Source organism: Halomonas sp. ABH4_019 (assembly GCF_056159885.1).
The window spans coordinates 139,077-163,188 of record NZ_JBSWWC010000001.1 but is presented as its reverse complement, the minus strand read 5'-3'; the positions used below and the strand labels follow the sequence as shown (position 1 = coordinate 163,188).

17 protein-coding genes are annotated in these 24,112 nt (G+C 68.8%); 9 read left to right on the top strand and 8 right to left on the bottom strand.

Annotated features, from left to right (window positions below):
• Nucleotides 1–92 precede the first annotated feature (92 nt).
• The 3 genes from infA to aat all read right to left on the bottom strand — a co-directional run bounded on the left by infA (nt 93) and on the right by aat (nt 1,936).
• Entirely contained in the window at nt 93–311 is a 219-nt protein-coding gene (gene infA / locus ACXAFN_RS00755) for a translation initiation factor IF-1 (RefSeq protein WP_013332816.1), read from the bottom strand.
• A gap of 121 nt (nt 312–432) precedes the next feature.
• Nucleotides 433–1,170, bottom strand: a complete 738-nt coding sequence (locus ACXAFN_RS00750) for an arginyltransferase (RefSeq protein ID WP_474985325.1) — start codon at nt 1,168–1,170, stop codon at nt 433–435.
• Nucleotides 1,160–1,936: a leucyl/phenylalanyl-tRNA--protein transferase gene (gene aat / locus ACXAFN_RS00745; protein WP_474985324.1), complete on the bottom strand. Its 777-nt coding sequence runs from the start codon at nt 1,934–1,936 to the stop codon at nt 1,160–1,162. The genes ACXAFN_RS00750 and aat overlap by 11 nt, the downstream gene beginning before the upstream one ends.
• Nucleotides 1,937–2,091: 155 nt before the next feature.
• Here aat and ACXAFN_RS00740 point away from each other — a divergent pair, with 155 nt between their 5' ends.
• Entirely contained in the window at nt 2,092–5,421 is a 3,330-nt protein-coding gene (locus tag ACXAFN_RS00740) for a DNA translocase FtsK (protein ID WP_474985323.1), read from the top strand.
• Nucleotides 5,422–5,532: 111 nt separating this feature from the next.
• The gene (lolA, locus tag ACXAFN_RS00735) at nt 5,533–6,156 is read left to right on the top strand and encodes an outer membrane lipoprotein periplasmic chaperone LolA (protein ID WP_474985322.1); all 624 of its coding nucleotides are present in this window, start codon (nt 5,533–5,535) and stop codon (nt 6,154–6,156) included.
• Nucleotides 6,157–6,212: 56 nt separating this feature from the next.
• Here the strand turns inward: lolA and ACXAFN_RS00730 are convergent, their stop codons facing one another.
• Nucleotides 6,213–7,367, bottom strand: coding sequence for an MFS transporter (locus tag ACXAFN_RS00730; RefSeq protein ID WP_474985320.1), 1,155 nt, complete (start codon nt 7,365–7,367; stop codon nt 6,213–6,215).
• 111 nt (nt 7,368–7,478) lie between these two features.
• On the opposite strand from ACXAFN_RS00730, the gene ACXAFN_RS00725 reads away from it, so the two are divergent.
• Nucleotides 7,479–8,861: an aminotransferase-like domain-containing protein gene (locus ACXAFN_RS00725; RefSeq protein WP_474985318.1), complete on the top strand. Its 1,383-nt coding sequence runs from the start codon at nt 7,479–7,481 to the stop codon at nt 8,859–8,861.
• A gap of 1 nt (nt 8,862) precedes the next feature.
• Here the strand turns inward: ACXAFN_RS00725 and ACXAFN_RS00720 are convergent, their stop codons facing one another.
• Nucleotides 8,863–10,203, bottom strand: a complete 1,341-nt coding sequence (locus tag ACXAFN_RS00720; protein WP_474985316.1) for a replication-associated recombination protein A — start codon at nt 10,201–10,203, stop codon at nt 8,863–8,865.
• Between the two features lie 200 nt (nt 10,204–10,403).
• Here ACXAFN_RS00720 and ACXAFN_RS00715 point away from each other — a divergent pair, with 200 nt between their 5' ends.
• From ACXAFN_RS00715 to ACXAFN_RS00700, 4 genes are all read left to right on the top strand, one after another.
• A complete protein-coding gene (locus tag ACXAFN_RS00715; RefSeq protein ID WP_474987438.1) occupies nt 10,404–10,949 on the top strand; it encodes a hemerythrin domain-containing protein in 546 nt (181 codons plus the stop codon).
• Nucleotides 10,950–11,141: 192 nt separating this feature from the next.
• On the top strand, nt 11,142–11,918 hold the full coding sequence (murI, locus tag ACXAFN_RS00710) for a glutamate racemase (RefSeq protein ID WP_474987436.1): 777 nt from the start codon (nt 11,142–11,144) through the stop codon (nt 11,916–11,918).
• Between the two features lie 51 nt (nt 11,919–11,969).
• Nucleotides 11,970–13,079, top strand: a complete 1,110-nt coding sequence (gene trmA, locus ACXAFN_RS00705; protein WP_474985314.1) for a tRNA (uridine(54)-C5)-methyltransferase TrmA — start codon at nt 11,970–11,972, stop codon at nt 13,077–13,079.
• A 179-nt stretch (nt 13,080–13,258) separates the two neighbouring features.
• Entirely contained in the window at nt 13,259–18,100 is a 4,842-nt protein-coding gene (locus ACXAFN_RS00700; RefSeq protein WP_474985313.1) for an NAD-glutamate dehydrogenase, read from the top strand.
• Nucleotides 18,101–18,222: 122 nt separating this feature from the next.
• Here ACXAFN_RS00700 and ACXAFN_RS00695 read toward each other — a convergent pair whose 3' ends face one another.
• A complete protein-coding gene (locus tag ACXAFN_RS00695; RefSeq protein ID WP_474985312.1) occupies nt 18,223–18,594 on the bottom strand; it encodes a hypothetical protein in 372 nt (123 codons plus the stop codon).
• Nucleotides 18,595–18,805: 211 nt separating this feature from the next.
• Nucleotides 18,806–20,158 (bottom strand): magnesium transporter, encoded by a 1,353-nt coding sequence (gene mgtE, locus ACXAFN_RS00690; protein ID WP_474985310.1) that lies wholly within the window; start codon nt 20,156–20,158, stop codon nt 18,806–18,808.
• 177 nt (nt 20,159–20,335) lie between these two features.
• Between mgtE and ACXAFN_RS00685 the strand changes: the two genes are divergently transcribed.
• Nucleotides 20,336–21,352: a quinone-dependent dihydroorotate dehydrogenase gene (locus ACXAFN_RS00685; RefSeq protein ID WP_474985308.1), complete on the top strand. Its 1,017-nt coding sequence runs from the start codon at nt 20,336–20,338 to the stop codon at nt 21,350–21,352.
• A gap of 60 nt (nt 21,353–21,412) precedes the next feature.
• Here the strand turns inward: ACXAFN_RS00685 and rmf are convergent, their stop codons facing one another.
• Nucleotides 21,413–21,619 carry a ribosome modulation factor gene (rmf, locus tag ACXAFN_RS00680; protein ID WP_474985307.1) on the bottom strand — a complete coding sequence of 69 codons (207 nt, stop codon included), beginning with the start codon at nt 21,617–21,619 and terminating at the stop codon, nt 21,413–21,415.
• Between the two features lie 265 nt (nt 21,620–21,884).
• On the opposite strand from rmf, the gene rlmKL reads away from it, so the two are divergent.
• Nucleotides 21,885–24,083 carry a bifunctional 23S rRNA (guanine(2069)-N(7))-methyltransferase RlmK/23S rRNA (guanine(2445)-N(2))-methyltransferase RlmL gene (rlmKL, locus tag ACXAFN_RS00675; RefSeq protein ID WP_474985306.1) on the top strand — a complete coding sequence of 733 codons (2,199 nt, stop codon included), beginning with the start codon at nt 21,885–21,887 and terminating at the stop codon, nt 24,081–24,083.
• Nucleotides 24,084–24,112: the final 29 nt, after the last annotated feature.

Genomic DNA, 24,112 nt, shown 5'->3' with positions numbered 1-24,112 from the left:
CCGCGCAGCGCCCTGTCTTCGGACGGGGCGTTGTGCGTCTGGGAGCAGTGCTGGGAGGGGGGCGAGGGCGATTCCCGCCCTCAGGCTATAGCCTAGCGGGAGCGGTAGACGATGCGGCCCTTGGACAGGTCATAGGGAGTCAGCTCGACCTTGACCTTGTCGCCGGTGAGGATACGGATGTAGTTCTTGCGCATCTTGCCCGAGATATGGGCGGTCACCACATGGCCGTTCTCGAGTTCGACACGGAACATGGTGTTGGGCAGCGTGTCGACGACGACGCCTTCCATTTCGATATGGTCTTCGCGTGCCATATAGGCGGTTCCTCGCTGGTGATAACAAACGACGGCACGAAATGCGGCGTAGCCGCTCGTGCCGATCAGGATAGCGCGATATTGTGCCGCATGCCGGGCGTCAAGGCAAAAAGCGCGGCCTTCAGGCGGAGATCAGGCGTCGCCAGTGTCGTCCCTCGAGCAGCTCGAGGGGCTCGAAGGCCTGCTTGTAGGCCATCTTGCGGCACTCGCGGATCCAGTAGCCGAGATAGACGTGGGGTAGCCCCAGTGAGCGGGCGCGTTCCACCAGCGCCAGTACCGCATAGGTGCCGAGCGAGCGCCGGGCGAGGTCGTCGTCCGGGTCGAAGAAGGTGTAGATGGCCGACAGGCCATGCTCGAGCTGGTCGAAGGCGCAGACGGCCAGCAGCCGTCCGTCCAGGCGCAGCTCCAGCAGCCGGGCGTAGTGCTGGTCCAGGGTCAGGAAGGTGCGGTACTGCTCGTGGCTCGGCGGGTACATGTCGCCGTCGGCATGACGGGTGCGGATGTAGTGGGCATAGAGCGCGTAGTGCTCGGGGTCGAACAGGGCCGGTCGCACCCGCATCTCGAGGTCGGCGTTGCGTCGGTAGAGCTTGCGCTGGGTGCGGTTGGGCGTGAAGTCGTCGGCCGGAATGCGCACCGAAATGCAGGCGCTGCAGCCCTCGCAGTGGGGGCGATAGAGGTGGCGGCCGCTGCGCCGAAAGCCGAGCAGCGCCAGGGCGTCGTAGACGCCGACGCCGGGGGATTCCTGGGGATCCAGGAACAGGGTGGTGGCCTCGCGTCCCTCGAGATAGCTGCAGGCGTGGGGCACGGTCAGGAAGAACCGCAGATCGCGAATCGGCTGGCGGGGAGTGTTACTGCTCAAGTCGGCCGCCTCCTCTGGCTCCGGGGGGCATCAGTCTCGCGGTGTCGAGGCGTTCGAACGACCATGCCGGCGGCGGAATCTCGCCGGGCGCATCGCCCTGAACATCCGGCATCTCGTCCAGCCACTGTTCAAGATAGCCGATGAACTCGCCTCGGGCGATGTCACGGGCGCCGAGGCTCGACAGGTGGGCGGTATGCATCTGGCAGTCGATCAACCGACCGCCCTCGGCGGCCATGGCGCGGGCCAGCGTGACCAGGGCGACCTTGGAGGCATCGGTGGCCCGGGAGAACATCGATTCGCCGAAGAATACCGGTCCCAGGGCGATCCCGTAGAGGCCCCCGACCAGGTCGCCGTGCCGCCAGACTTCCACCGAGTGAGCCGCCCCCATGCCGTGCAGCCGGCCATAGGCGGCGGCCATGTGCTCGGTGATCCAGGTGCCGGGTTGGTCCCGCCGTGGCTCGGCGCAGGCGGCCACCACGTCATCGAAGGCGTGGTTGCCGGTGACCGTGAAGCCGGCGTTGCGCATGCGCTTGGCCAGGCTGCGCCTGACCCGGACCTCGCCGGGGAACAGCACCATGCGCGGGTCGGGGCTCCACCACAGGATCGGCTGACCCTCGCTGTACCAGGGAAAGATGCCATGGCGGTAGGCGGTGAGTAGCCAGGCCGGGCTCAGCTCGCCGCCGGCGGCGAGTAGCCCGCCGGGATCGTCGAGGGCGGAAACGACCGGGGGAAAGCGAACGGGATGCTCGGGGAGCCAGGGCAGCATGGGGCGGACGTCCTCGCGTCGGAGAGGCCCCAGTTTGACGGGCCCGGTGGCCGGGCTCAAGTCAGCGTCTGCCCCTGTGACGGGCGGGCCTGGCTCGGTATGATTGACGGCCGTGGATTCTGGAAGACGCCGTGTGGCGCAAGGGGGTTGGCCGCTTGAGTGCCAAGAAGACGACCACGTCGACGCGCGAACGCGCGGCGACTGCCAAGGAAACGGCCAGGCGCTTCGGCTTGCGGCTGCAGGGTTCGGTGCGCGAGGGCGCGGTGATCCTGCTGCTGGCGGCCTGCGTGTTCCTGCTGCTGGCCCTGTACAGCTTTCGTTCCGCCGATCCCGGCTGGTCGCGCAGCGGCCCCGAGACCGAGGTGGCCAACTGGATGGGGCGCATCGGCGCCTGGCTCGCCGACGTGCTGTACTCGCTGTTCGGAGTCAGCGCCCTCTGGTGGCCGGCCATGCTGGGCTTCGCCGCCTGGTGGCTGATTCGCTCCCGGCAGGTGCGCCTGGAGTGGGATGCCACGGCGCTCGCCGTGCGCTGCGGCGGGCTGATGCTGTTGCTGCTGGGTACCACCACCCTGGGGGCCCTGCACTTCTACGACCCCGACAGCGTGCTGCCCTATGCGGCGGGTGGCATCCTCGGCGAGGGCCTGGTGGGCGCGCTGCTGCCGCTGGTCGGCGCCGGCGGCACCTCGCTGCTGGCGCTGGCCGCCATGCTCTGCGGCGTACCGCTGTTCACCGGCTGGTCCTGGCTGACCATCATGGACGAACTGGGCCATCGGGCCACGGCGCTGGGGCACTGGGTCGCGGAGCGTTTCGCCCTGGGGCGGGATGCCTCCGATGAAACGGCGACCGACGGCCGTGTCGACACGCTGGCCAAGCCCGAGCCGGAATCGGAGCCCGAGGCCTTGCGGCCGCCCTGGTGGCGACGTTGGCTGCCGGCACGCCGCGAGCCGGCGCCGGCGCTGTCCGCCGAACGCGGGCGCCGGGAGCCCGGCTTCGGCGACGACGGCGACACCGAGATTCCCTGGGAGGTGCCCGAGCGCACGCCCTCGGCGAAGCGCCCGGAGGCGGCCTATACCGCCCAGGAGCCGAGCCTGTCGTTGACCGCCGAACGCAGCGAGCCGCGTGAGGCCCGCGAGCCCGCCGTCGCCCCCATGCCGCTGCGCGCCACCGATCCTGCAGAGCCGGAGGCTCCGGCCGCGCCGGCGGCGCGCGCATGGCCGGCAGGGTCGATGCCCCGGACCGAGGCGCCGGGCGACCCCGAGTCGTTGTCGTCTCGCTCGCCCGAGGCCGAGTCCGGGGAGCGGTCCTGGCCTGGCGAGTCATCCGATGCCGCGCGCTCGCCCGAGATGCCTGCCGAGCCCGCCCGGGAGCCCGTCGCGACGTCCCCGGCCCCCGTGCAGGCGCCGGAAGTCGAACCGACGCGGGAGCCCGCTCCCTCCGCGGTCGAGCAATCGTCTTCCGGCACGCCGTCGTCCGGGATGCCGTCGTCCGGGATGCCGGTCGAGGAGGCCCATGCCGAGGCGGACGCGCCGTCCGGGTCGCGTGACGAGATCGACCACTCGGCGCAGGCCGAGCGCGACCTCGCCCCGAATCAACCGGCCGAGCCCCAGGCACCCGAGGCGTCTTATGGGGCTGCCGCACCCCGCGAACCTTTGGCCGAACCCGCCGCGCCGCCGGCGCACGAGCGCCACGAATCGGCCTCGCCGCCTTCGTCCGAGCCGCGCCGCGTGCCGGAGGTGATCCCCGATCCGGTGCTGCCGGACGAGGAGGATGAGACGCCGCTGCCGTCTTCCTCGATGTCGGCAGCGCCCGCCTCGAGGGCGACCGAGCCGTCGCGCCAGCAGGAGGGCGCGTCGGGCCAGGTGGCCACCGCCGACCAGGCGCGCCGCGCCGCCGACGAGGACGATGGGCCGACGCTGTGGACGGTCGAGCACCTGCAGAACCAGCGTCCGGAGATGGAAGCCTTCGCCGAGCCGGAGGGCGAACTGCCGAGCCTGCGGCTGCTGACGCCGCCCCAGGCCCATCAGCCCAACTACACCGACGAGCAGCTGGCCGAGATGGCCGAGCTGCTGGAGGTCCGGCTGCGCGAATACGGCGTCAAGGCCGAGGTGGTCGACACCTGGCCGGGCCCGGTGATCACGCGCTTCGAGATCAAGCCGGCGGCCGGGGTGAAGGTCTCCAAGATCAGCAACCTGGCCAAGGACCTGGCGCGCTCGCTGATGGTCAAGAGCGTGCGGGTGGTCGAGGTGATCCCGGGCCGGCCCACGGTGGGCATCGAGATACCCAACCCCCATCGGGAGATGATCCGGCTGCGCGAGGTGATCGACTCCGACCGCTACCAGCACGAGGCCTCGGCGCTGACCCTGGCGCTGGGCCAGGACATCGGCGGCGGCGCGGTGGTCGCCAACCTCGGCAAGATGCCCCACCTGCTGGTGGCCGGCACCACCGGCTCGGGCAAGTCGGTGGGGGTCAACGCCATGCTGATCTCCATGCTGCTCAAGGCCAAGCCCGACGAGGTCCGCATGATCATGGTGGACCCCAAGATGCTGGAGTTGTCGGTCTACGACGGCATCCCGCACCTGCTGGCCCCGGTGGTCACCGACATGAAGGAGGCCGCCAACGCCCTGCGTTGGTGCGTGGCCGAGATGGAGCGCCGCTACAAGCTGATGGCCGCCATGGGCGTGCGCAACATCGCCGGCTTCAACGCCAAGCTCGACGAGGCCGAGCGCGCCGGGGCCCAGGTTGCCGACCCGCTGTGGGAACCCCAGCCCTGGGAAATGCACCAGGCGCCGCCGGTGCTCGAGAAGCTGCCCTACATCGTGGTGGTGATCGACGAGTTCGCCGACATGTTCATGATCGTCGGCAAGAAGGTCGAGGAACTGATCGCGCGGCTGGCCCAGAAGGCCCGCGCCGCCGGCATCCACCTGATCCTGGCGACCCAGCGGCCCTCGGTGGACGTGGTGACCGGCCTGATCAAGGCCAACATCCCCACCCGCATGGCCTTCCAGGTGTCGTCGCGGGTCGACTCGCGCACCATCCTCGACCAGGGCGGGGCCGAGAACCTGCTGGGCCACGGCGACATGCTCTACCTGCCGGCCGGGTCCGGCATGCCGACTCGGGTCCACGGCGCCTTCGTGGACGACGACGAGGTGCACCGGGTGGTCGAGGACTGGAAGCGTCGCGGCGAGCCGGAATACATCGACGAGATCCTCTCCGGGGGCGTGTCCGCCGATGCGCTGGCCGGCCTCGAGGCCGAGGGTGGCGGTGGCGGCGACGACGACGCCGAGCAGGACGCCCTCTACGACGAGGCCGTGGCCTTCGTCACCGAGAGCCGCCGCGCCTCGATCTCGGCGGTCCAGCGGCGCTTCAAGATCGGCTATAACCGGGCCGCCCGGCTGGTCGAGGCGATGGAGATGGCCGGGGTGGTCTCGACCATGGGCACCAACGGCGCCCGCGAGGTGCTGGCGCCGCCCCCGGCCGGCGACTGAGCCGCGGATCGTGCAACCACCATGCAAGCCGCGGCGGGATTGCAACCCGCTGCGGCCACCGGGGTCCGACCCACAGGATACCCATGGACCCCAGGGATACAGGAGAAGACCATGAAGAAGTCCCTCGCCGCGCTGGCCCTGCTGGCCCTGACCCCGCTCTCCGCACTGGCCGCCGACGGCGCCGAGCGGCTGGCCCGGATGCTGGCGCCGCTGGACACCTACGTCGCCGACTTCGACCAGCAGATCCTCGACGGCTCGGGGCAGCGTCTCCAGGAGGCCAGCGGTCGCATGTGGCTGTCGCGCCCCGGCCGCTTCCGCTGGGAAGTGGACGCGCCCTACGAGCAGATCGTGGTGTCCGACGGCGATGAGGTGACCCTCTACGACCCGGACCTGCAGCAGGCCACCGTCCAGGCCCTCGACGATCGCGTGACTCACACGCCGGCCCTGTTGCTTTCCGGCAGTGCCGACGAGCTCACCGACAGCTACGAGGTGTCGAGCGGCCAGCAGGGCACTGCCGAGACCTTCACCCTGCGCCCGAAGAGCGCGGATACCCTGTTCGAGGAGCTCAAGCTGACCTTCTACGGCGAGCGGCTGGGCTTCCTGCAGATGACCGACAGCACCGGTCAGCGCACCGCCATCGAGTTCGACGGCGTCGAGCAGAACGTCTCGGTCGAGGATTCGCGCTTTCGCGTCGACCTGCCCGAGGGCACCGACGTGATTCGCGAATCGCGCTAAGCCAGACGGCCCCGCCGCTCGTCATCGCCCCCGGCAGTGTCCGGGGGCGATGTCGTTCAGGCCAGGGGAACGGCGCGGCGGCCACGCTGCCGCAACCGGGCATTTACCGCCAGGCTGGCGGCGAGCAACGCGATGCCGAAGGCGACGAGGGCATGGCCCTGGCCGAGGCGCTCCATCAGCGTGCCGGTGACGACGACCGGCACGCTGAAACCGAGGTAGGCCATCAGGAAGAAGCCCGCGCTGGCGCGGGCGGGCTGGTCGCCGGCCGCCTCCAGGACACCGCTCAGACCGCCCAGGTAGATGAAGCCGTAGCAGGCGCTGCTGGCGGCCACGGCGCCCAGCAGCACGACGGTCAGCTGGCCGTTGAGCGCGCCCCAGGCGATCAGTGCATAGGCCAGTGGCAGGATGACCAGGCCGAGCCTGACGGAGACCGTCGGGTCCAGACGCCTGGCCAGGGGCTGGAACAGTACGCCGCCGCTGCAGATGCCGAGGGTGGCGAATCCGGACCAGGGCGACAGGCTGTGGCTGGCCAGCACGCCGGGCAGGATGGCGATGACCAGGCCGACCGTGGCCCAGGCCAGCAGGATCGCGACGCCGAACGCCATGCTACCGGCAGGGTAGGTGGGCATTCGCAAGCGCGCGGGTGCTGACGGGGCGGCGGCGGCATCTTCCAAACGCCACAGGCCGAGCATCGCCAGCGAGGCCGCGCACAGATACCACCACAGGCTCGGCGGGGTCAGGCTGGGCTCGCGCAGCAGGCACAGGCTGGTCAGGGCCGCGCCCAGGCCGAACCCGAGCGAGGTGCTGGCCGTCACCCAGGCCGTGGGGCCACGAGTGTCTCGACCGGCAAACAGCGCAAGCATGTAGGCGGGCGCCGAGGCCGAGGTCAGGGCGGCGGCGATGCCCATCAGGAAGCGGGCAATGCCGAGCGTGACGATGCCCGGGGCGACCCACGTCAGCAGGGTGGCGACGAGGCACAACCCGAGGGCGGTCGCGATCATCGCGCGTCGTCCATAGCGGTCGGGCAGTCCGCTGCCCAGGAGGAGCATCGGCAGAATGCCGAGTACGTAGCAGGCGAAGGCGATGCTGGTGGCGGTGACGCCGAAGCCGTCATGGGCGGCCAGGGCGTCGTAGTAGGGGGCCTGGAGGTTGACGGCGGTGGTGATCAGGCACAGGGCCAAGGCCAGGCGAAGTCCCGAAAGCGTTGGCATGGTGGTCCTCGAGCGGATGGGGGGAGGCCCAGGCTCCCATCCTACCCGTGGCCGCATAAGGTACACTGGCGACGAATTTCTCGGGAACGGTGCGGGCGAGGGAGGAGGTCCATGCAGGTGCAGATCGATCCGCTCGCAGGGCGTCCCAGAGTCGAACAGCTGACCGACGGCATGCGCGACTGGATTTCGCGGCACGGGGCGTCCGGCGAGCGGTTGCCATCGATCCGCCGACTCGCCGCGACGCACGGCGTCAGCCGCAACATGGTCATCGAGGCCTATGAGCGCCTAGTAGCACTGGGCTGGATCGTGTCGCGTCCCGGTTCGGGGTTCTATGTGGCCGAAAGGGCGATCGATGAAGCCGAGCGTGACGCTCGTTCGGGTATGGCCGACGTCTCCGACGAAATGTGGAACCTCTTCCAGGAGGCAGGCGATTCACTGCGCCTGGGCTGCGGCTGGCTGCCCACTGCCTGGCGCGACGACGACGCCTTCGGGCACGCGCTGCGCCAGGTAACGAGGCGGTCATCGGCGGCACTGTTCGAGTATGGTACGCCGCTGGGATCGCCCGAGTTGCGCGCCCTGTTGCAGGAACGGCTGCGTCGCCTCGCGATCGAAGTCGATGCCAACCAGTTGCTGATGACCGGCGGCGGTAGCCAGGCGCTCGATATCATCGTGCGTTGGCTGCTGCGTCCGGGCGACACCGTGCTGGTCGAATCCCCGGGCTACTACAACCTGTTCGGGCTGCTGCATCTCCATCGCGTCAAGGTCGTCGGCGTGCGCCGTACCGAGGACGGGCCGGATCCCGAGCATCTCGAGACGCTGCTCGATCGCCACTCGCCCAAGCTGTTCTTCTGCCACAGCGTCCTGCACAACCCCACGGGCACGACCCTTTCCCGGGGCGTGGCCGAGCGGGTGCTGGCGCTGGCCGAGCGCCATGACCTGAGGATCGTCGAAGACGATATCTATGCCGACTTCCAGTCGGCGCTCACGCCGCGACTGGCGGCTCTGGACGGCCTGCGGCGGGTGCTCTACGTGGGCAGCTTCTCCAAGACCCTGTCCTGCTCGCTGCGCGTCGGCTTCATCGCCGCGCCGCCGGCGCTGCTCAAGCCGCTGGTGGACATGAAGATGCTGAGTAACATCGCCACCTCGCCCTTCGCCGAACAGGTATTAGCGACCCTGTTGCGCAACGGGAGCTACCGTCGGCTGATGGAGAGGCTGCGGCCGCGACTTGCGCGGCGCATGGGCACCGCGCTGGCGCTGGCCCGCGAGGGCGGCTGGGTGCCGTTCGCGACGCCCCGAGGCGGCATGTTCCTGTGGGCACGCCATCCGGACATCACATCGTCCCGGGCGCTGGTGGACGCCGCGGCACGCCGGGGGATTCGGCTGTCTCCTGGCGACGTCTTCCTGCCCGAGGCAAGCGACACTCCCTGGATCCGTCTCAACGTGGCCTACGTCGACGATGCCCGGGCGCGGGCCTTTCTCGCCGACCCGCGATGACTCAGCGCGACTCTCCGTCGGCGTCGGCATCCAGCTCCGCGCGCCACTCCATGATCTGCCCGTAGCGCTTCTCCTGGCCGTAGGCCGTGGGCCGGTAGAAGCGCTCGTGAGGCACGTCCTCCGGCCAGCAGTCATGGGCGCTGCCCGCCGGGTAGCCGTTGGGCTCGTTGTGGGCGTAGCGATAGCCGTCGCCGTGGCCGAGCGATTCCATCAGCTTGGTGGGCGCGTTGCGCAGATAGGTGGGCACCTCGAGCCGCGGTTGGGCGGCGGCGAAGGCCTTGGCGCGATGCCAGGCCTGGTCGACGGCATTGCTCTTGGGGGCGACCGCCAGGTGAACGGCGGCGTGGGCGATGGCGCGCTGGCCCTCGTGGTCGCCGAGCCGCAGGTAGGCGTCCCAGGCCGCCATGGCCAGCGGCAGCGCCTTGGGGTCGGCGTTGCCGACGTCCTCGGAGGCGATGGCGGTCAGCCGGCGGATCACGTCCAGCGGGTCGCCGCCGCCCTGGAGAAAGCGGGCGATGTAGAGCAGGGCGGCGTCGGGCCGCGAGGAGCGCACCGACTTGTGGATCGCCGAGAGCAGGTCGTAGTAGTGGTCGCCCTGCTTGTCGAAGGCGCTGGCCTGGTGGCCGATTACGTCCTCCAGTGCCTCGCGGGGCAGCCGCTCGCCGTCGTCCTCCGGGACGGTGAAGTCGCAGGCGGTCTCCAGCAGGCCCAGGGCCCGTCGGGCGTCGCCGGCGGCGGCCCGGGCCAGCAGGGCCAGCACCTCGTCGTTTACGGCGATACGACGGCTGCCCAGGCCGCGTTCGGCATCGGCCAGCGCGCGCCTGAGCACCTCGATCAGCTCCGCCTCGGTCAGCGACTTGAGCACATGGACCCGGGCTCGGGACAGCAGCGCCGAGTTGACCTCGAAGGAGGGGTTCTCGGTGGTGGCGCCGATCAGCGTCAGCAGCCCGGATTCCACGTGGGGCAGCAGGGCGTCCTGCTGGCTCTTGTTGAGCCGGTGAATCTCGTCGAGGAACAGCAGGGTGCCGCGATCCTGGCCCTGGGCGACGCGGGCGCGCTCCACGGCCTCGCGAATGTCCTTGACCCCTGCCATGACCGCCGAGAGGCGCTCCAGGTGGGCGCCGGACTCCTCGGCGAGGATCTCCGCCAGGGTCGTCTTGCCGGTGCCGGGCGGCCCCCACAGGATCATCGAGCGCACCGTACCGCCCTCGGCCATGCGGCGCAGTGGCTTGTCGGGGCCGACCAGGGCCTGCTGTCCCACGTAGTCGGCGAGACGACGCGGGCGCATGCGCCAGGCCAGGGGGGCGTGGTCCTCGCTGGCGGCCTGCTGGAACAGGTCCATTTCTGACTCCTTCGCTGACGACTGCTATGTTGGAGACTCGATGCCGAACGTTCGACCCCGGCATCGGGCAAAGGTCCTGGGCGAGGCGGGGCGGTCGGCGACGGCCGCTCCTCGTCGTCAGGAACCTGGATGGCGGAGTCGGGTCTAATTCGAGACGCCTTCCGTCCATGACCGATTATGAGGAGGCTGCCGCAATGCCCATGCTGAACCAACTGCGCCAGGATCATGCCAATATGGCCCGCATGTTGCACGTTCTTCAGCTCAAGCAGAAGACCCTGGCCCGCGGCGAACGGCCGAATTTCCAGCTGGTGCGGGAAGTCGTGGATTACATCCTCGATTACCAGGATGGGTTTACCCAGCCACTGGAGAAGGTCTGCTCCGAGCGGCTTCAGGAGCTGGCTCCGGAGGCCAGCGAGGTGACCGAGCGCCTGGCCAAGGACTATCGGGCCCTCAAGGCCCAGCTCAAGCGTCTGTCCGGCGACCTCGACATGATCCTCATGGATGCGGTGATCCCCATGGACCGCTTCGCCGACGACCTCAAGGCCTATCTCGATACCCACCGCGCCTACCTGCGAGACGAACGCGAACTGCTGTTTCCGCTCATTCGCGAGCATTTCGAGGACGGCGACCTGGAGCGCCTCGCCGAGGCCCTGCCGCCCAATGCCGCCGCCGAGCTCGAACGCCTGCAGGAGGCCTATCCCGAGCTCTATGCCGAGCTTCGCGACGCCCCGGAGCCGGTGACCTGAGGGCCTGGTGCCGCGCGTGTCGACCCAGGATTCGGCTCGCGCGGCAGATCGGCGTTAAGTCGAGCCGGCTCGTGAGGTAGAATGCGGCGCATCGTTCGACGGGATGCCTGCGATGCCGCCAACCGAGAGAGCCCCATACATTACGCCCCCCGTGCCCTGCCGGCCGGGGGGCGGTCGCGTGGTGGCCGGCTGATGGCGGGGCCGGTGCTGGTGTTCGATTCCGGGGTCGGTGGCCTGTCGGTGGTCACGGCCCTGCGACGTCGCCTGCCGGACGTCGCCCTGGCCTACGCCTGCGACAATGCCATGCTGCCCTACGGGGTCCGCGAGGATGACTGGCTGGTGGCGCGTATCCTCGCCGTGTGCGAGGCGGCGGTGGCGGCCAGCGACTGCAGTGGCCTGGTGGTCGCCTGCAATACCGCCAGCACCCTGGCGCTCGATGCCCTGCGCGACCGCCTGCCGGTGCCGGTGGTCGGTACCGTGCCGGCGATCAAGCCCGCCGCCGGGGCCAGTGCGAGCCGTCACATCGGCCTGCTGGCCACCAGCGCCACCGTGTCGCGGCCCTACACCGATCGGCTGATTCGCGACTTCGCCGGCGACTGCCGGGTCACGCGGCTGGCCGCCGACGCCCTGGTGGGCCAGGCCGAGCGACTGGTGGCGGGCGAGTCTCCGGACCCCGAGATCCTGCGCCGGGCACTGGCGCCGCTGGCCGCGCTGCCGGACCTGGACACCCTGGTGCTCGGCTGCACCCACTTCCCGCTGCTGCGCGAGGCGCTCGATGACGTGGTCCCGCACCGCGTGCGCTGGGTCGATTCCGGCGATGCCATCGCGCGGCGCACCGGCCAGGTGGTCGCCGCGCCGCGCCGTCGCCCGGCCCTCGAGCGGGGTTGGGTGACCGCGCCCACGCCGGCGCTGGCACGTGGGCTCGCGGGTTTCGGCTTCGCCGAGACCCGGCATCTGGCGCTGTCGTGACCGGCCTCGCTTCCCGTCTTCCTCTTCGACCGACCATATCCAGGAGCCGCCGTGGCCATCCCCGTTGTCGACCCCGATCGCTATGATGAGCAGCTCGCCGCCAAGCGAGACCGCCTGAACGCCGATTTCGCCCGCTTCTCGCCGCCCCCGTTGGAGGTCTTCCCGTCGCCGGCGAGCCATTATCGACAGCGCTGCGAGTTCCGGCTGTGGCACGAGGGCGACGACCTCTTCTATGCCATGTTCGAGGTCGATCCCGAGGACCCGAAGCAGAAAAGGGTCGTGCGCCTGGACGACTACCCGGTGGCCGGCCGGCATATCAACGCCCTGATGCCCAGGCTGCGCGAGCGACTGCTCGACAATCCGACCCTGCGTCATCGCCTGTTCCAGGTCGAGTTCCTTACCACCCTGTCCGGCGAGGCGTTGGTGACGCTGATCTATCATCGCCGGCTCGACGAGGCCTGGGAGGCCGAGGCCCGGGCCCTCGAGCAGGCGTTGGGCATCATGGTCATCGGCCGGGCGCGCAAGCAGCGCCTGGTGCTGACCCGGGACCACGTCTGGGAGCGCCTGAGCGTCGACGGCCGCGAGTTCGTCTATCAGCAGGTGGAGAACAGCTTCACCCAGCCCAACGCCGAGATCTGCCGCTCGATGCTCGCCTGGGCCCGTGGCGTCACCGCCGGCAGCAACGATCGCGACCTGGTGGAGCTGTACTGCGGCAACGGCAATTTCACGATCGCCCTGGCCGAGAATTTCCGCCGGGTGCTGGCCACCGAAATCTCGCGAACCTCGGTGGCCAGTGCCCGGGAGAACCTGGCCGCCAACGGGATCGCCAATGCCACCGTGGGACGCATGTCCGCCGAGGAGTTCGCCCAGGCCCTGAAGGGCGAGAAGGGTGGTCGCCGGGTCGCGGAGATGGCCCTCGACGACTACGATTTCTCCACCGTGCTGGTGGATCCGCCCCGGGCCGGGCTCGACGAGGCGAGTTGCCGCCAGCTCAGTGAGTACGAGCGTATCGTCTATATTTCATGCAACCCCGGGACGCTTGCCGACAATCTGGATGTGCTGACCCGCACCCACGAGGTGGTGCGCTTCGCGCTCTTCGACCAGTTCCCCTGGACCCACCACTGCGAATGTGGCGTTCTGCTGGAGCGTCGCGGCAGCTAGGCGCGATGCGGGTGGCTTGTCAAGGGCGATGCGCAACCGACATGCACCATGAGGGAACCGGCATGTGGCTGGGGCCGTCGGAGAGATTGCCGTAAGCTCCTGGTGCATGGGCATTAAGCCCGGGAAGTACGTCAAGTGATCCGGCCGCACAGGGTGGCCGCTGTCAGTCGAGGTGATGGATGCTACACGTCGCACACGAGGAGAGCCGTCAGGATCTGCTCAAGCAGCTCGAGGAACGGCTGCAAAGCCGCTTGGACAAGGACAAGGCCAAGACGGTGCAGGGGTTCGCCCGGCATTTCTATGCCGCCGTGCCCCTGGAGGACCTGTCGGATCGCCGTCTGGATGACCTCTACGGGGCGACGCTCTCGGTGTGGCATTTCATCCAGCAGCTCGATCCCGAGGCGCCCAAGGTGCGGGTCTTGAACCCGGATTTCGAGGAACACGGCTGGCAGTCGACCCATACCTTCATCGCCGTGCTCCACCGGGACATGCCGTTCCTGGTCGACTCGGTGCGGGTGGAGCTCAACCGCCGCGGCATGACCGTGCATGCCATTCACAACGCCGTGCTGGCGGTGGAGCGTGACGACCAACATCGCCTGCGTCGGGTGGGCTCTCCTAGCGAGGCCGAGGCGCCGGAGTCTCGCGAGTCGCTGATCGCCATCGAGGTCGATCGCCACTCCGACCCGGCCGAGCTGGAGGAGATCGAGGCCAGCCTGCAGGAGGTGCTGCATGACGTGCGCACCGCCGTGGCCGACTTCGACAGCATGCGCGACCAGGTGCGCGCCGCCAAGGCCGAGATCGAGGCCTGCCGGCCGGAACAGGTGGACGCCGAGGACCATCGCGAGGCCATCGCCTTCCTCGACTGGCTGCTCGAGGACAACTTCACCTTCTTCGGCTACGACGAGTACCTGGTCCACGAGGAGGGCGGCGAGCAGCGCCTGGACAAGGTCGAGGGCAGCGAGCTCGGCGTCTTCCGGCTCGATCAGCCCCGCTACCGGGAGCGCATCCGCACCGACCTCGGCGTCGAGGGCGACCGCTACGTGCTGGTGCCCCAGCTGCTGTCGTTCGCCAAGAGCGCCCATCATGCCCGCATCCATCGGCCGACCTACCCGGATTACATCTCCATCGACCGCTACGATGAGCACGGCAACATCATCGGCGAGCGGCGGTTCCTGGGGCTGTTCACCGCCACCGTCTACAACGATTCGCCGCGCCATGTGCCGATCCTGCGCCGCAAGCTTCAAGCGGTGATGGACATCTCCGGGTTCAGTCCCAAGGCCCACAACGGCAAGCAGCTGATGCAGATCCTCGAGGTCTATCCCCGCGATGACCTCTTCCAGATCGATGTCGATGAGCTGGCGCAGACGGCGCTGGGCATCCTGGATATCCGCGAGCGTCGCCGGGTGCGCCTGTTCATCCGTGAGGATCGCTTCGGCAAGTTCTATTCCTGCCTGGTGTTCGTGCCGCGGGACGTCTTCTCCACCGAGCTGCGCGTTCGCCTCCAGGAACTGCTCTGCCAGGAGCTGGATGCCACCTTCGGCGACTTCAACACCTATCTCTCCGAGTCGGTGCTGGCGCGCATCCAGTTCGTCCTGCGCTTCAACGGCGAGCGGCCGGTGGACTACGATATCCGGCGCCTCGAGGAGAAGCTGGTCAAGCTGGCCCGCAACTGGCGCGACGACCTGCTCAATGCCGCCATCGAGGGCTTCGGCGAGGAGCAGGCCAACCTGCTGATGGCGCGCTTCCGGGACGCCTTCCCGGCCAGCTATCGCGATGACTTCAGCGCGCGCACCGCGGTCTACGACCTGCAGCATCTCGGCGAGCTCGACGACGGTGCGCCCCTGGCGCTGTCGCTGTATCGGCTGATCGAGGAGGAGGGCAGCGGGGTCAACCTCAAGCTGTTCAATGGCGATGCACCGATCCCGCTGTCCGACGTGCTGCCGATGATGGAGAACCTCGGCCTGAGGGTGCTCGGCGAACGCCCCTACGGCGTCCACGCCGACGATCGCTCCTATTGGATCCACGACTTCACCCTGGAGCATCACACCAGCGTGGAGGTGAACCTCCAGGAGATGCGCGAGCCCTTCATCGACGCCTTCCAGCGCATCTGGACCGGCGAGGCCGACAACGACCCGTTCAACCGGCTGATCATCGGCGCCAACCTGGACTGGCGCGAAGTGGCCATGCTGCGTGCCTATGCACGCTATCTGAAGCAGATCCGCTTCGGCATGTCCCAGGACTACATCGCCACCACCCTGGTCAACCACCCCGAGATCACCCGCGAGCTGGTGACCCTGTTCGAGCTGCGTTTCGATCCCGCGGATCGCCCCGAGGACAGCGAGGTCGCCGACTGCGAGGCCCGCATCCTGGCGCTGCTCGACGAGGTGCCGAGCCTCAACGACGATCAGCTGCTGCGCCGCTACATGGAGCTGATCCGGGCGACCCTGCGCACCAACTATTACCAGCGCACCGAGGCCGGGGGCTTCAAGGACTACATCGCCCTCAAGCTCGAGCCCTCCCGGGTCTCCGGCATGCCCAAGCCGCGTCCGGCCTACGAGATCTTCGTCTGCTCGCCGCGGGTCGAGGGCGTGCACCTGCGCGGCGGCAAGGTGGCGCGCGGCGGGCTGCGCTGGTCGGACCGCCACGAGGACTTCCGCACCGAGGTGCTGGGCCTGGTCAAGGCGCAGCAGGTCAAGAACGCGGTGATCGTCCCGGTGGGCGCCAAGGGCGGCTTCGTCTGCAAGCGCATGCCCGAGGGGGCGGATCGCGAGACCACCCAGCAGGAGGGCATCGCCTGCTACCGGATCTTCATTCGCGCCCTGCTCGACGTCACCGACAACCTGTCCGGCGGCGAGGTGGTGCCGCCGCAGGACGTGGTGCGCCACGACGACGATGACATCTACCTGGTGGTGGCCGCCGACAAGGGCACCGCGACCTTCTCCGACATCGCCAACGAGATCTCCGCGGAATACGGCCACTGGCTGGGGGATGCCTTCGCCTCCGGCGGCGCCAATGGCTATGACCACAAGAAGATGGGCATCACCGCCAAGGGGGCCTGGGAGTCGGTCAAGCGCCATTTCCGCGGCCTGGGGGTGAACACCCAGGAAGACGAGTTCAGCGTGGTCGGCGTCGGCGACATGGCCGGCGACGTCTTCGGCAACGGCATGCTGCTGTCCGACAAGATTCGCCTGCTGGGCGCCTTCAACCACCTGCACATCTTCGTCGACCCCGAGCCGGACGCCGCGGCGAGCTTCGCCGAGCGCAAGCGGCTGTTCGAGCAGCCACGCTCGAGCTGGGAGGATTACAGCGCCGAGCTGATTTCCGCCGGCGGCGGCATCTTCAAGCGCAGCGCCAAGTCGATCGCCATCACGCCGCAGATGAAGAAGGCCTTCGGCATCCGCGAGGACAAGCTGTCGCCCAACGAGCTGATTCGCGCCATGCTGGTCTCCCAGGTCGATCTGATCTGGAACGGCGGCATCGGCACCTACGTCAAGGGCAGCGAGGAGAGCGACGCCGAAGTGGGCGACAAGGCCAACGATGCCCTGCGCATCGACGGGCGCGACCTCAACTGCCGGGTGGTCGGCGAGGGCGGCAACCTCGGCCTGACCCAGCGCGGGCGCATGGAAGCCGCGGCCAAGGGGGTGCGGGTCAACACCGACTTCATCGACAACGCCGGCGGCGTGAACTGCTCCGACCATGAGGTCAACATCAAGATCCTCATCGACGAGGTGGTGTCCCGCGGCGACATGACCGAGAAGCAGCGCAATCAGCTGCTCGCCGACATGACCGACGAGGTCAGTGAACTGGTGCTGCGCGACAACTACCGCCAGACCCAGGCCATCGACCTGGCCGAGTTGCTCTCTCGACAGGGCATCGGGCCCTTCCGGCGCTTCATCAGCGAACTGGAGGCCGTTGGCCAGATCGACCGCGAGCTGGAGTTCCTGCCCAGCGACGAGGAGCTCCAGGAGCGTACCCACCAGGATCAGGGCATGACCCTGCCCGAGCTGTCGGTGCTGATCTCCTACGCCAAGAGCGCGCTCAAGGGCGACCTGATCGCCTCGGACGTGCCCGACGACCCGACCATCACCCGCTACGTGGAGCGTGTCTTCCCGTCGGTGCTGGCCGAGCGCTACCGCGACGAGATGTACGAGCATCGCCTCAAGCGCGAGATCGTCGCCACCCAGGTGGCCAACGACATCATCGATCACATGGGCATCGTCTTCATCCGGCGGCTGATGGACTCCACCGGGGCCGGCCGCGCGGACATCGCCAGGGCCTACGTGATCGCCCGCGACAGCTTCCAGCTGCCGAAGCTCTGGGAGCAGGTCGAGGCGCTGGACAACAAGGTGCCGACCCGCGTCCAGTATTCGATGATGCTCGACCTGATGCGCATGCTGCGCCGTGCGACGCGCTGGTTCCTGCGTCACCGGACCAGCATGACCACCCGCGATGCCATCGACTACTTCGCCCCGCGCCTGGCACAGCTCCAGGAAGGCATCGGCAAGCGGCTGCGCGGCGAGGAGAAGGCCCAGTGGGAGATCCGCCGCCAGGAGCTGGTCGAGGCCGGCGTGCCCGATGCCCTGGCCAACACCGTGGCGGCCGCCAACAGCCTCTACGCGGCCCTGGGCATCATCCACGCGGCGCGGCAGAGCGACGACAAGCCGCAGCGGGTCGCCGAGATCTTCTACGAGATCGGCGCCCGGCTGGAGCTGCCCTGGCTGCTGCAACAGGTGACCCAGCTCGAGGTGCGCGACGGCTGGCAGGTCAAGGCCCGCGAGACCTTCCGCGATGACATCGAGCGCCAGCAGCTGGCGCTGACCGGCAGCGTGCTCGGCATGGAGGGCGGCCCCCGCGACAGCGCCGAGCGGGTCGAGCGCTGGCTGTCGCTGCACGAGAGCATGCATCGGCGCTGGTGCCGCCTGCTCGAGGAGGTCGGCAGCGGCAGTCAGGGCGGGTTCCCGCTGTTCGCCGTGGCCGTTCGCGAACTGGTCGACCTGGCCGAGAGCAACAGCGAAACCTAGCCGCCTTGCCTTGGCGCCAGCCCCTGCCGGCCCGGAACCGGCAGGGGCGACGCGAAGGCGATCGACCGGCATGAAAAAGGGCGCCCCGCGGGGCGCCCTTTTTCATGCCGGCCGCGCCGCGATCAGCGGCAGCGGATGCTCCAGACGGCCTTGTAGCCTTCGCCGTCCTGGTTCAAGGCCTCGAGGTCGGTGTCCTCGTTGACGGTGCCGCCTTCCACCATGGCGGTGGCCTGTTCGCGCTTCTCCGCGCTGGCGTCTGGGCCCAGCACCTGCTGGCGCTCGATGATGAACTCGTCCCGGTCGCGGGCCTCGCACACTTCCAGGGCGCGTTCCTTGGCCTCTTCCAGGGCTTCCTGCCGGTCGTCGCCCAGGCCGGTCACCACATAGTCGGTGCTCTGCTTTTCCATGGAGGCGCTGTCGCTGGCGCAGCCGGTCAAGCCGAGTGCGGCGATGGCGCCCACCGCCCATAGCATCGAACGAGTCTTGGTCAACATACGGTATCTCCTTTGCCGTCGTGACGATCCATGACGAGGGATTCGGTGAAGGCCACCCGTTCGGGCGGGTGCCCGGTCGCCTTGCCTGTCATGCTAGGGAAATGGTCGAGCGCCGCAAGAGTGGCACTCGGGCGACGCGGGGTGTCGTCGTTCGACGACAGACCGGGGCGGCGCGGTCGGCCTGCGGGCAGGCCGACGAGGGGGAGCGGGGCTACAGCAGGAACAGCGTGGCCAGGCCGAGGAAGGACATGAAGCCCACCACGTCGGTGACCGTGGTCAGTACCACCGAGCCCGACAGCGCCGGGTCGATGCCGAAGCGCTTGAGCGCCAGCGGCACGACGATGCCGGCGACGCCGGCGGCGAGCATGTTGATCACCAGGGCCGCGGCGATGATCACGCCGATGCCGAAGCTGCCGAACCAGGCGACCGCCAGCACCGCCACCACCAGCGCCCACAGCACGCCATTGAGGATCGCGATGCCGACTTCCTTGCGCAGCAGCCAGTTGCTGTTGGTACGGCTGATCTGGCCCAGCGCCAGCCCGCGGATTGCCAGGGTCAGGGTCTGGCTGCCGGCGATGCCGCCCATGCTGGCGACGATCGGCATCAGCACGGCCAGCGCCACCAGCTGATCCAGCGCCGCCTCGAAGCGCCCGATCACCCAGGCGGCCAGGAAGGCGGTCAGCAGGTTGATGCCGAGCCACACCGCGCGCCGCTTGGCGCTGGGCAGCACCGGGGCGAACAGGTCCTCCTCCTCGTCGAGGCCGGCCATGTTCATCAGCGCCTGCTCGGAGTGCTCGCGGATCACGTCGACGATATCGTCGATCACCACCCGGCCCAGCAGCATGCCGCGGCCATCGACCACCGGCGCCGAGACCAGGTCGTGGGTCTGGAAGAGGGTCGCCACGTCTCGTGACTTCATGGTCACCTGGATGCTGTCCACGTCGCTGTCCATCAGGTCGGCCACCGCCAGCTCCTGGTCGCTGGCCACCAGCCGGGCCATCGGCAGCACGCCCATGAACATGCCATTGCGGTCGACCACCATCAGGCTGTCGGTATTGTCGGGCACGTCCTGCTTCCAGCGCAGGAAGCGCTGCACGGTCTCCAGGCTGACGTCGGCGCGCACGGCGATGGTGTCGGTGCGCATCAGGCGGCCGGCCGAGTCCTCCTCGAAGGCCAGCGTCTCCTGGAGGCGCAGCCGCTGAAGCTCGTCCATCGAGCGCAGCATGTCCTCGGCCACCTGCTGGGGAAGGTCCTCGAACAGCTCGGCCAGGTCGGTGGTGTCGAGCCCGGCGGTGGCGGCGACGATCTCGGCATGATCCATGTCGTCGATCAGGGTGCTGCGCACCTCGTCGTGGACATGCAGCAGCACCTCGCCGTCGACTTCCTGGGGAATGCGCTCCCAGAGCCGGATTCGTTCGTTGGGCGGCAGCGACTCCAGCAGCAGGGCGACCTCGGCCGGTTCCAGGTCGGCGATGATATCGTCGACCCACTCCAGGTGTTCCTTCTCCAGCGCCAGGTGAATGCGCGACAGGCGGTGTTCGAGGGTCTCGGTGGTATCGGTCATGGCGTCTCCCTGGCGAGGCGGTATGCGCCCGCGATGTGTCCGCTGTGGGGCGTCCTGATGTGCTGTCAGTAGATCACAAAAGCCCCCCCTCATGGCAGGTGCCAGCGGGGTTCGTCGTCGAGCGGCGGCTGCGCTATACTCGCGCCCCATTGCCCGCCGCTGCCTCCAGGAGATGCCATGTACGCCCTCGCCCGCTCGCTGCTGTTCCGCCTCGATGCCGAGAGGGCCCACGGCCTGGCGCTGTCGGGGCTGGATCTGGCCGATCGCCTGGGCCTGACGCGGGCCACGGGGCGGCGGGTCGAGGATCCGGTGGAGCTGATGGGACTGCGCTTCCCCAATCGGGTCGGGCTGGCGGCCGGGCTCGACAAGAACGCCGATCACCTGGACGCCTTGGGAGCGCTGGGCTTCGGCTTCGTCGAGGTCGGCACCGTGACGCCCAAGCCCCAGGACGGCAACCCCAGGCCGCGGCTGTTCCGTCTGCCCGAGGCCGGCGCCATCATCAACCGCATGGGCTTCAACAACGCCGGCGTTGATCATCTCGTCGCCAATGTCCGGGCCAGCCGCTTCGACGGCGTGATCGGCATCAACATCGGCAAGAACCTGGCGACGCCGGTGGAACGGGCGGTGGACGATTACCTCCACTGCCTGCGCAAGGTGCACGCCCACGCCCACTACGTCGCCGTGAACATCTCCTCGCCGAATACCCCGGGACTACGCAACCTGCAGTTCGGCGAGCACCTGGACGAGCTGCTCGGCGCGCTGCGCGAGGAGAGTGAACGCCTCGACCGGCAGAGCGGGCGTACCGTGCCCCTGGCGGTAAAGATCGCCCCGGACATGGACGCCGAGGAGGTGGCCCTGGTGGCGGCAAGCCTGACGGCCAATCGCATCGACGCGGTGATCGCCACCAACACCACCGTCGCCCGAGAGGCGGTGGCCGGCCTGCCCCACGGCGAGGAACAGGGCGGGCTCTCCGGGCGGCCGGTATTCGAGGCCTCCAACACGGTGATTCGCGAGCTGCGCCGGCACCTGCCGGACCTGCCGATCATCGGCGTGGGCGGCATCGACGGCGGCGAGGCCGCGGCGGCCAAGGTCGAGGCGGGGGCGGACCTGGTGCAGCTGTATTCCGGTTTCATCTATCGCGGACCGGCGCTGGTGGGAGAGTGCGCCCGGGCCCTGCGGGCGAGAGGGCACTAAAAAGCCCACGCCAGGCGTGGGCTTGAGGAGATCGTGTGGGGCGGTGATGCCCGTTGCGGGTCAGATCACCATGGGGTTCTTGTGAATTCCGGAGACACCCGTCATGCCGGACCAATGATCTCCACGACCTTCACGCCAACCGCTCATCCAGTACTCGCGTAGATTGATATCCTGATTGGGGCAGTCATCACGGGAACGACCAGTAAGACCCGCCTTGTACCCATGGACATAGGCACGCTGGAAGCGATCACGTTTCTGTCGTTTCATTGGATTACCTCTTGCTAAAGGTACCGTTGGAATACGACGCTCGGAAAGGCGTCGCACCCGTGCTTGCAGGATGTCGCCGGCGCGATCGATGTACCGTGCCCTGAGGGTCGACATCCCGTTGACAGGAACGCATGCGTTGTCTGGTAGCTACCACTTCATTCATAGCGCAATCTGGTCGATGCCGTCGACTGGTGATTTGTAACAAAGCGTACATTCAGGCGTCACGCCGGCGTGCCGGGCCTGATGCCACCCGATGGACTTGATCATGACCGAACCACGAGCTTCCGACTCCCGGGCCTTCCTCGCCACCTGCCCCAAGGGCCTCGAGCTGCTGCTGGCCGAGGAGCTGGCGGCGCTGGGTGCCGAGCCCGGCAAGACCACCCTGGCCGGCGTGCACTTCCAGGCCGACCTGGCGACGGCCTATCGGGCCTGTCTATGGTCGCGGCTGGCCAACCGGGTGGTGCTGTGCCTGGTCCGGGAGGACGGCATCGAGACCCCCGAGCAGTTGCGTGCGGCCGCCGCGGGCGTGGCATGGCGCGACCATCTGCCCCGCGGTGCGACCCTGGCGGTGGATTTCCACGGGCGTTCCAGCGAGATCCGCCACACCCGCTTCGGGGCCCAGACCGTCAAGGACGGGGTGGTGGATCGCCTGCAGGCGGAGGGCCAGCCGCGGCCCAGCGTCGACACGCGCCAGCCGGACCTGCGGCTCTACGCCCACCTGCATCGTGGCCGGTTGACCCTGGGGGTCGATTTTGCCGGCGACAGCCTGCATCGCCGCGGCTATCGCCGCGACGTCGGTCACGCCCCGTTGAAGGAGAACCTGGCCGCGGCGCTGCTGATCCGCGCCGGCTGGCCGGCGCTGGCCCGAGAGGGCGCGCCGCTGGTCGACCCGCTGTGCGGTGCCGGTACCCTGCTGATCGAGGCGGCGATGATGGCCGCCGACATGGCCCCCAACCTGCATCGCGAGCGCTTCGGCTTCGAGGGCTGGGCCGGCCACGACGCGGCCCGCTGGCAAGAGCTCAAGCGCGAGGCCGAGGCCCGGGCGAGCATCGGCCGCAAGCGCTGCCGTTGCCGGCTCTACGGCGTCGACCAGAGTCCTCCCGCGCTGTCGTCGGCCAAGGCCAACGCCATGCGCGCCGGCATCCCGGCGCTGATCACCCTGAAGGGCGCGAGCCTCGGCGAGCTGGCCCGCCCCGAGGAGCTCGAGGCCGAGGCGAGGGGTCTGCTGATCACCAATCCGCCCTATGGCGAGCGGCTCGGCGAGCTGCCGGAGCTGGTGGGGCTCTATGCCGAGCTCGGCGAGGGCGCGCGCCGGGCCTTTCCCGGTTGGCGCCTGGCGCTGTTCACCGCCAACCCCGACCTTGGCCATCGCACCGCGCTGCGTGCCCACAAGCAGTACTCGCTGAAGAACGGTCCCCTGGATGCCAAGTTGCTGCTGATGGATATCCCGGAGACCTCGCAGGAGGCGGGGCAGCGAGAGTCGGTCGCACCGGCGCCGCGCTCCGAGGGCGCGCAGATGTTCGCCAATCGCCTGGTCAAGAACCGCAAGCGTCTCAGGAAGTGGCTCAAGCGCTCCGGCGAGCCCTGCTACCGGCTGTACGACGCCGACATGCCGGAATATGCCCTGGCCATCGACGTCTACGGCGATCACGTGCACGTGCAGGAGTACGCGCCGCCGAAGTCCATCGACGCCGGCCAGGCCCAGAAGCGGCTGTTCGAGGCCCTCTCGGTGATTCCCGAAGTGCTGGAGGTCGACGCCGGCCGGGTGGTGGTCAAGCGCCGCGAGCGCCAGAGCGGCCGGGCCCAGTACCAGAAGCAGGCGGCCAGTGGCGAGCGTTTCGAGGTCCGGGAGGGCGAGGCCCGGCTGTGGGTGAACCTGCGCGACTACCTGGATACCGGGCTGTTTCTCGATCATCGGCCGGTGCGGCGGATGCTGGGCGAGATGGCCCAGGGCAAGCGCGTGCTGAACCTGTTCTGCTACACCGCCACGGCCACCGTCCAGGCGGCGCTTGGCGGGGCGTCCGACAGCGTCAGCGTAGACCTGTCCAACACCTACCTGGAATGGGCCCGGGACAACTTCGCCCTGAATCGCCTCGATCCCTCGCGACATCGCGTAGTGCGCGACGACTGCTTCCAGTGGCTGGAGACCGCCGGTGTGCAGTTCGACCTGATCTTCATGGACCCGCCGACCTTCTCGAACTCCAAGAAGATGGCCGATACCCTGGACGTGCAGCGCGATCATCCCCGGCTGGTGCGCCTGGCCATGGCCCGGCTGGCCCCCGGCGGCACCCTGGTGTTCTCCAACAACCAGCGGCGCTTCAGGCTCGACGCGGAGCTCGCCGAAGCCTTCGCGGTGGAGGATATCTCGGCGAAGACCTTCGATCCGGATTTCACCAGGCGCCCGGATCTGCACCACGTCTTCCTGGTCCGCCATCGCGAGGAAGAGGAGGAGAGGGGGGCATGAGACCTTCGATCCACTCTCTATTCCGGCAG

Bases quoted from the DNA above. Each gene is read 5' to 3' on its own strand.
- infA (WP_013332816.1), bottom strand. From the start codon at position 311: ATGGCACGCGAAGACCATATCGAAATGGAAGGCGTCGTCGTCGACACG.
- aat (WP_474985324.1), bottom strand. From the start codon at position 1,936: ATGCTGCCCTGGCTCCCCGAGCATCCCGTTCGCTTTCCCCCGGTCGTT.
- lolA (WP_474985322.1), top strand. From the start codon at position 5,533: ATGAAGAAGTCCCTCGCCGCGCTGGCCCTGCTGGCCCTGACCCCGCTC.
- ACXAFN_RS00730 (WP_474985320.1), bottom strand. From the start codon at position 7,367: ATGCCAACGCTTTCGGGACTTCGCCTGGCCTTGGCCCTGTGCCTGATC.
- ACXAFN_RS00725 (WP_474985318.1), top strand. From the start codon at position 7,479: ATGCAGGTGCAGATCGATCCGCTCGCAGGGCGTCCCAGAGTCGAACAG.
- ACXAFN_RS00720 (WP_474985316.1), bottom strand. From the start codon at position 10,203: ATGGACCTGTTCCAGCAGGCCGCCAGCGAGGACCACGCCCCCCTGGCC.
- ACXAFN_RS00715 (WP_474987438.1), top strand. From the start codon at position 10,404: ATGCTGAACCAACTGCGCCAGGATCATGCCAATATGGCCCGCATGTTG.
- murI (WP_474987436.1), top strand. From the start codon at position 11,142: ATGGCGGGGCCGGTGCTGGTGTTCGATTCCGGGGTCGGTGGCCTGTCG.
- ACXAFN_RS00700 (WP_474985313.1), top strand. From the start codon at position 13,259: ATGCTACACGTCGCACACGAGGAGAGCCGTCAGGATCTGCTCAAGCAG.
- ACXAFN_RS00695 (WP_474985312.1), bottom strand. From the start codon at position 18,594: ATGTTGACCAAGACTCGTTCGATGCTATGGGCGGTGGGCGCCATCGCC.
- mgtE (WP_474985310.1), bottom strand. From the start codon at position 20,158: ATGACCGATACCACCGAGACCCTCGAACACCGCCTGTCGCGCATTCAC.
- ACXAFN_RS00685 (WP_474985308.1), top strand. From the start codon at position 20,336: ATGTACGCCCTCGCCCGCTCGCTGCTGTTCCGCCTCGATGCCGAGAGG.
- rmf (WP_474985307.1), bottom strand. From the start codon at position 21,619: ATGAAACGACAGAAACGTGATCGCTTCCAGCGTGCCTATGTCCATGGG.
- rlmKL (WP_474985306.1), top strand. From the start codon at position 21,885: ATGACCGAACCACGAGCTTCCGACTCCCGGGCCTTCCTCGCCACCTGC.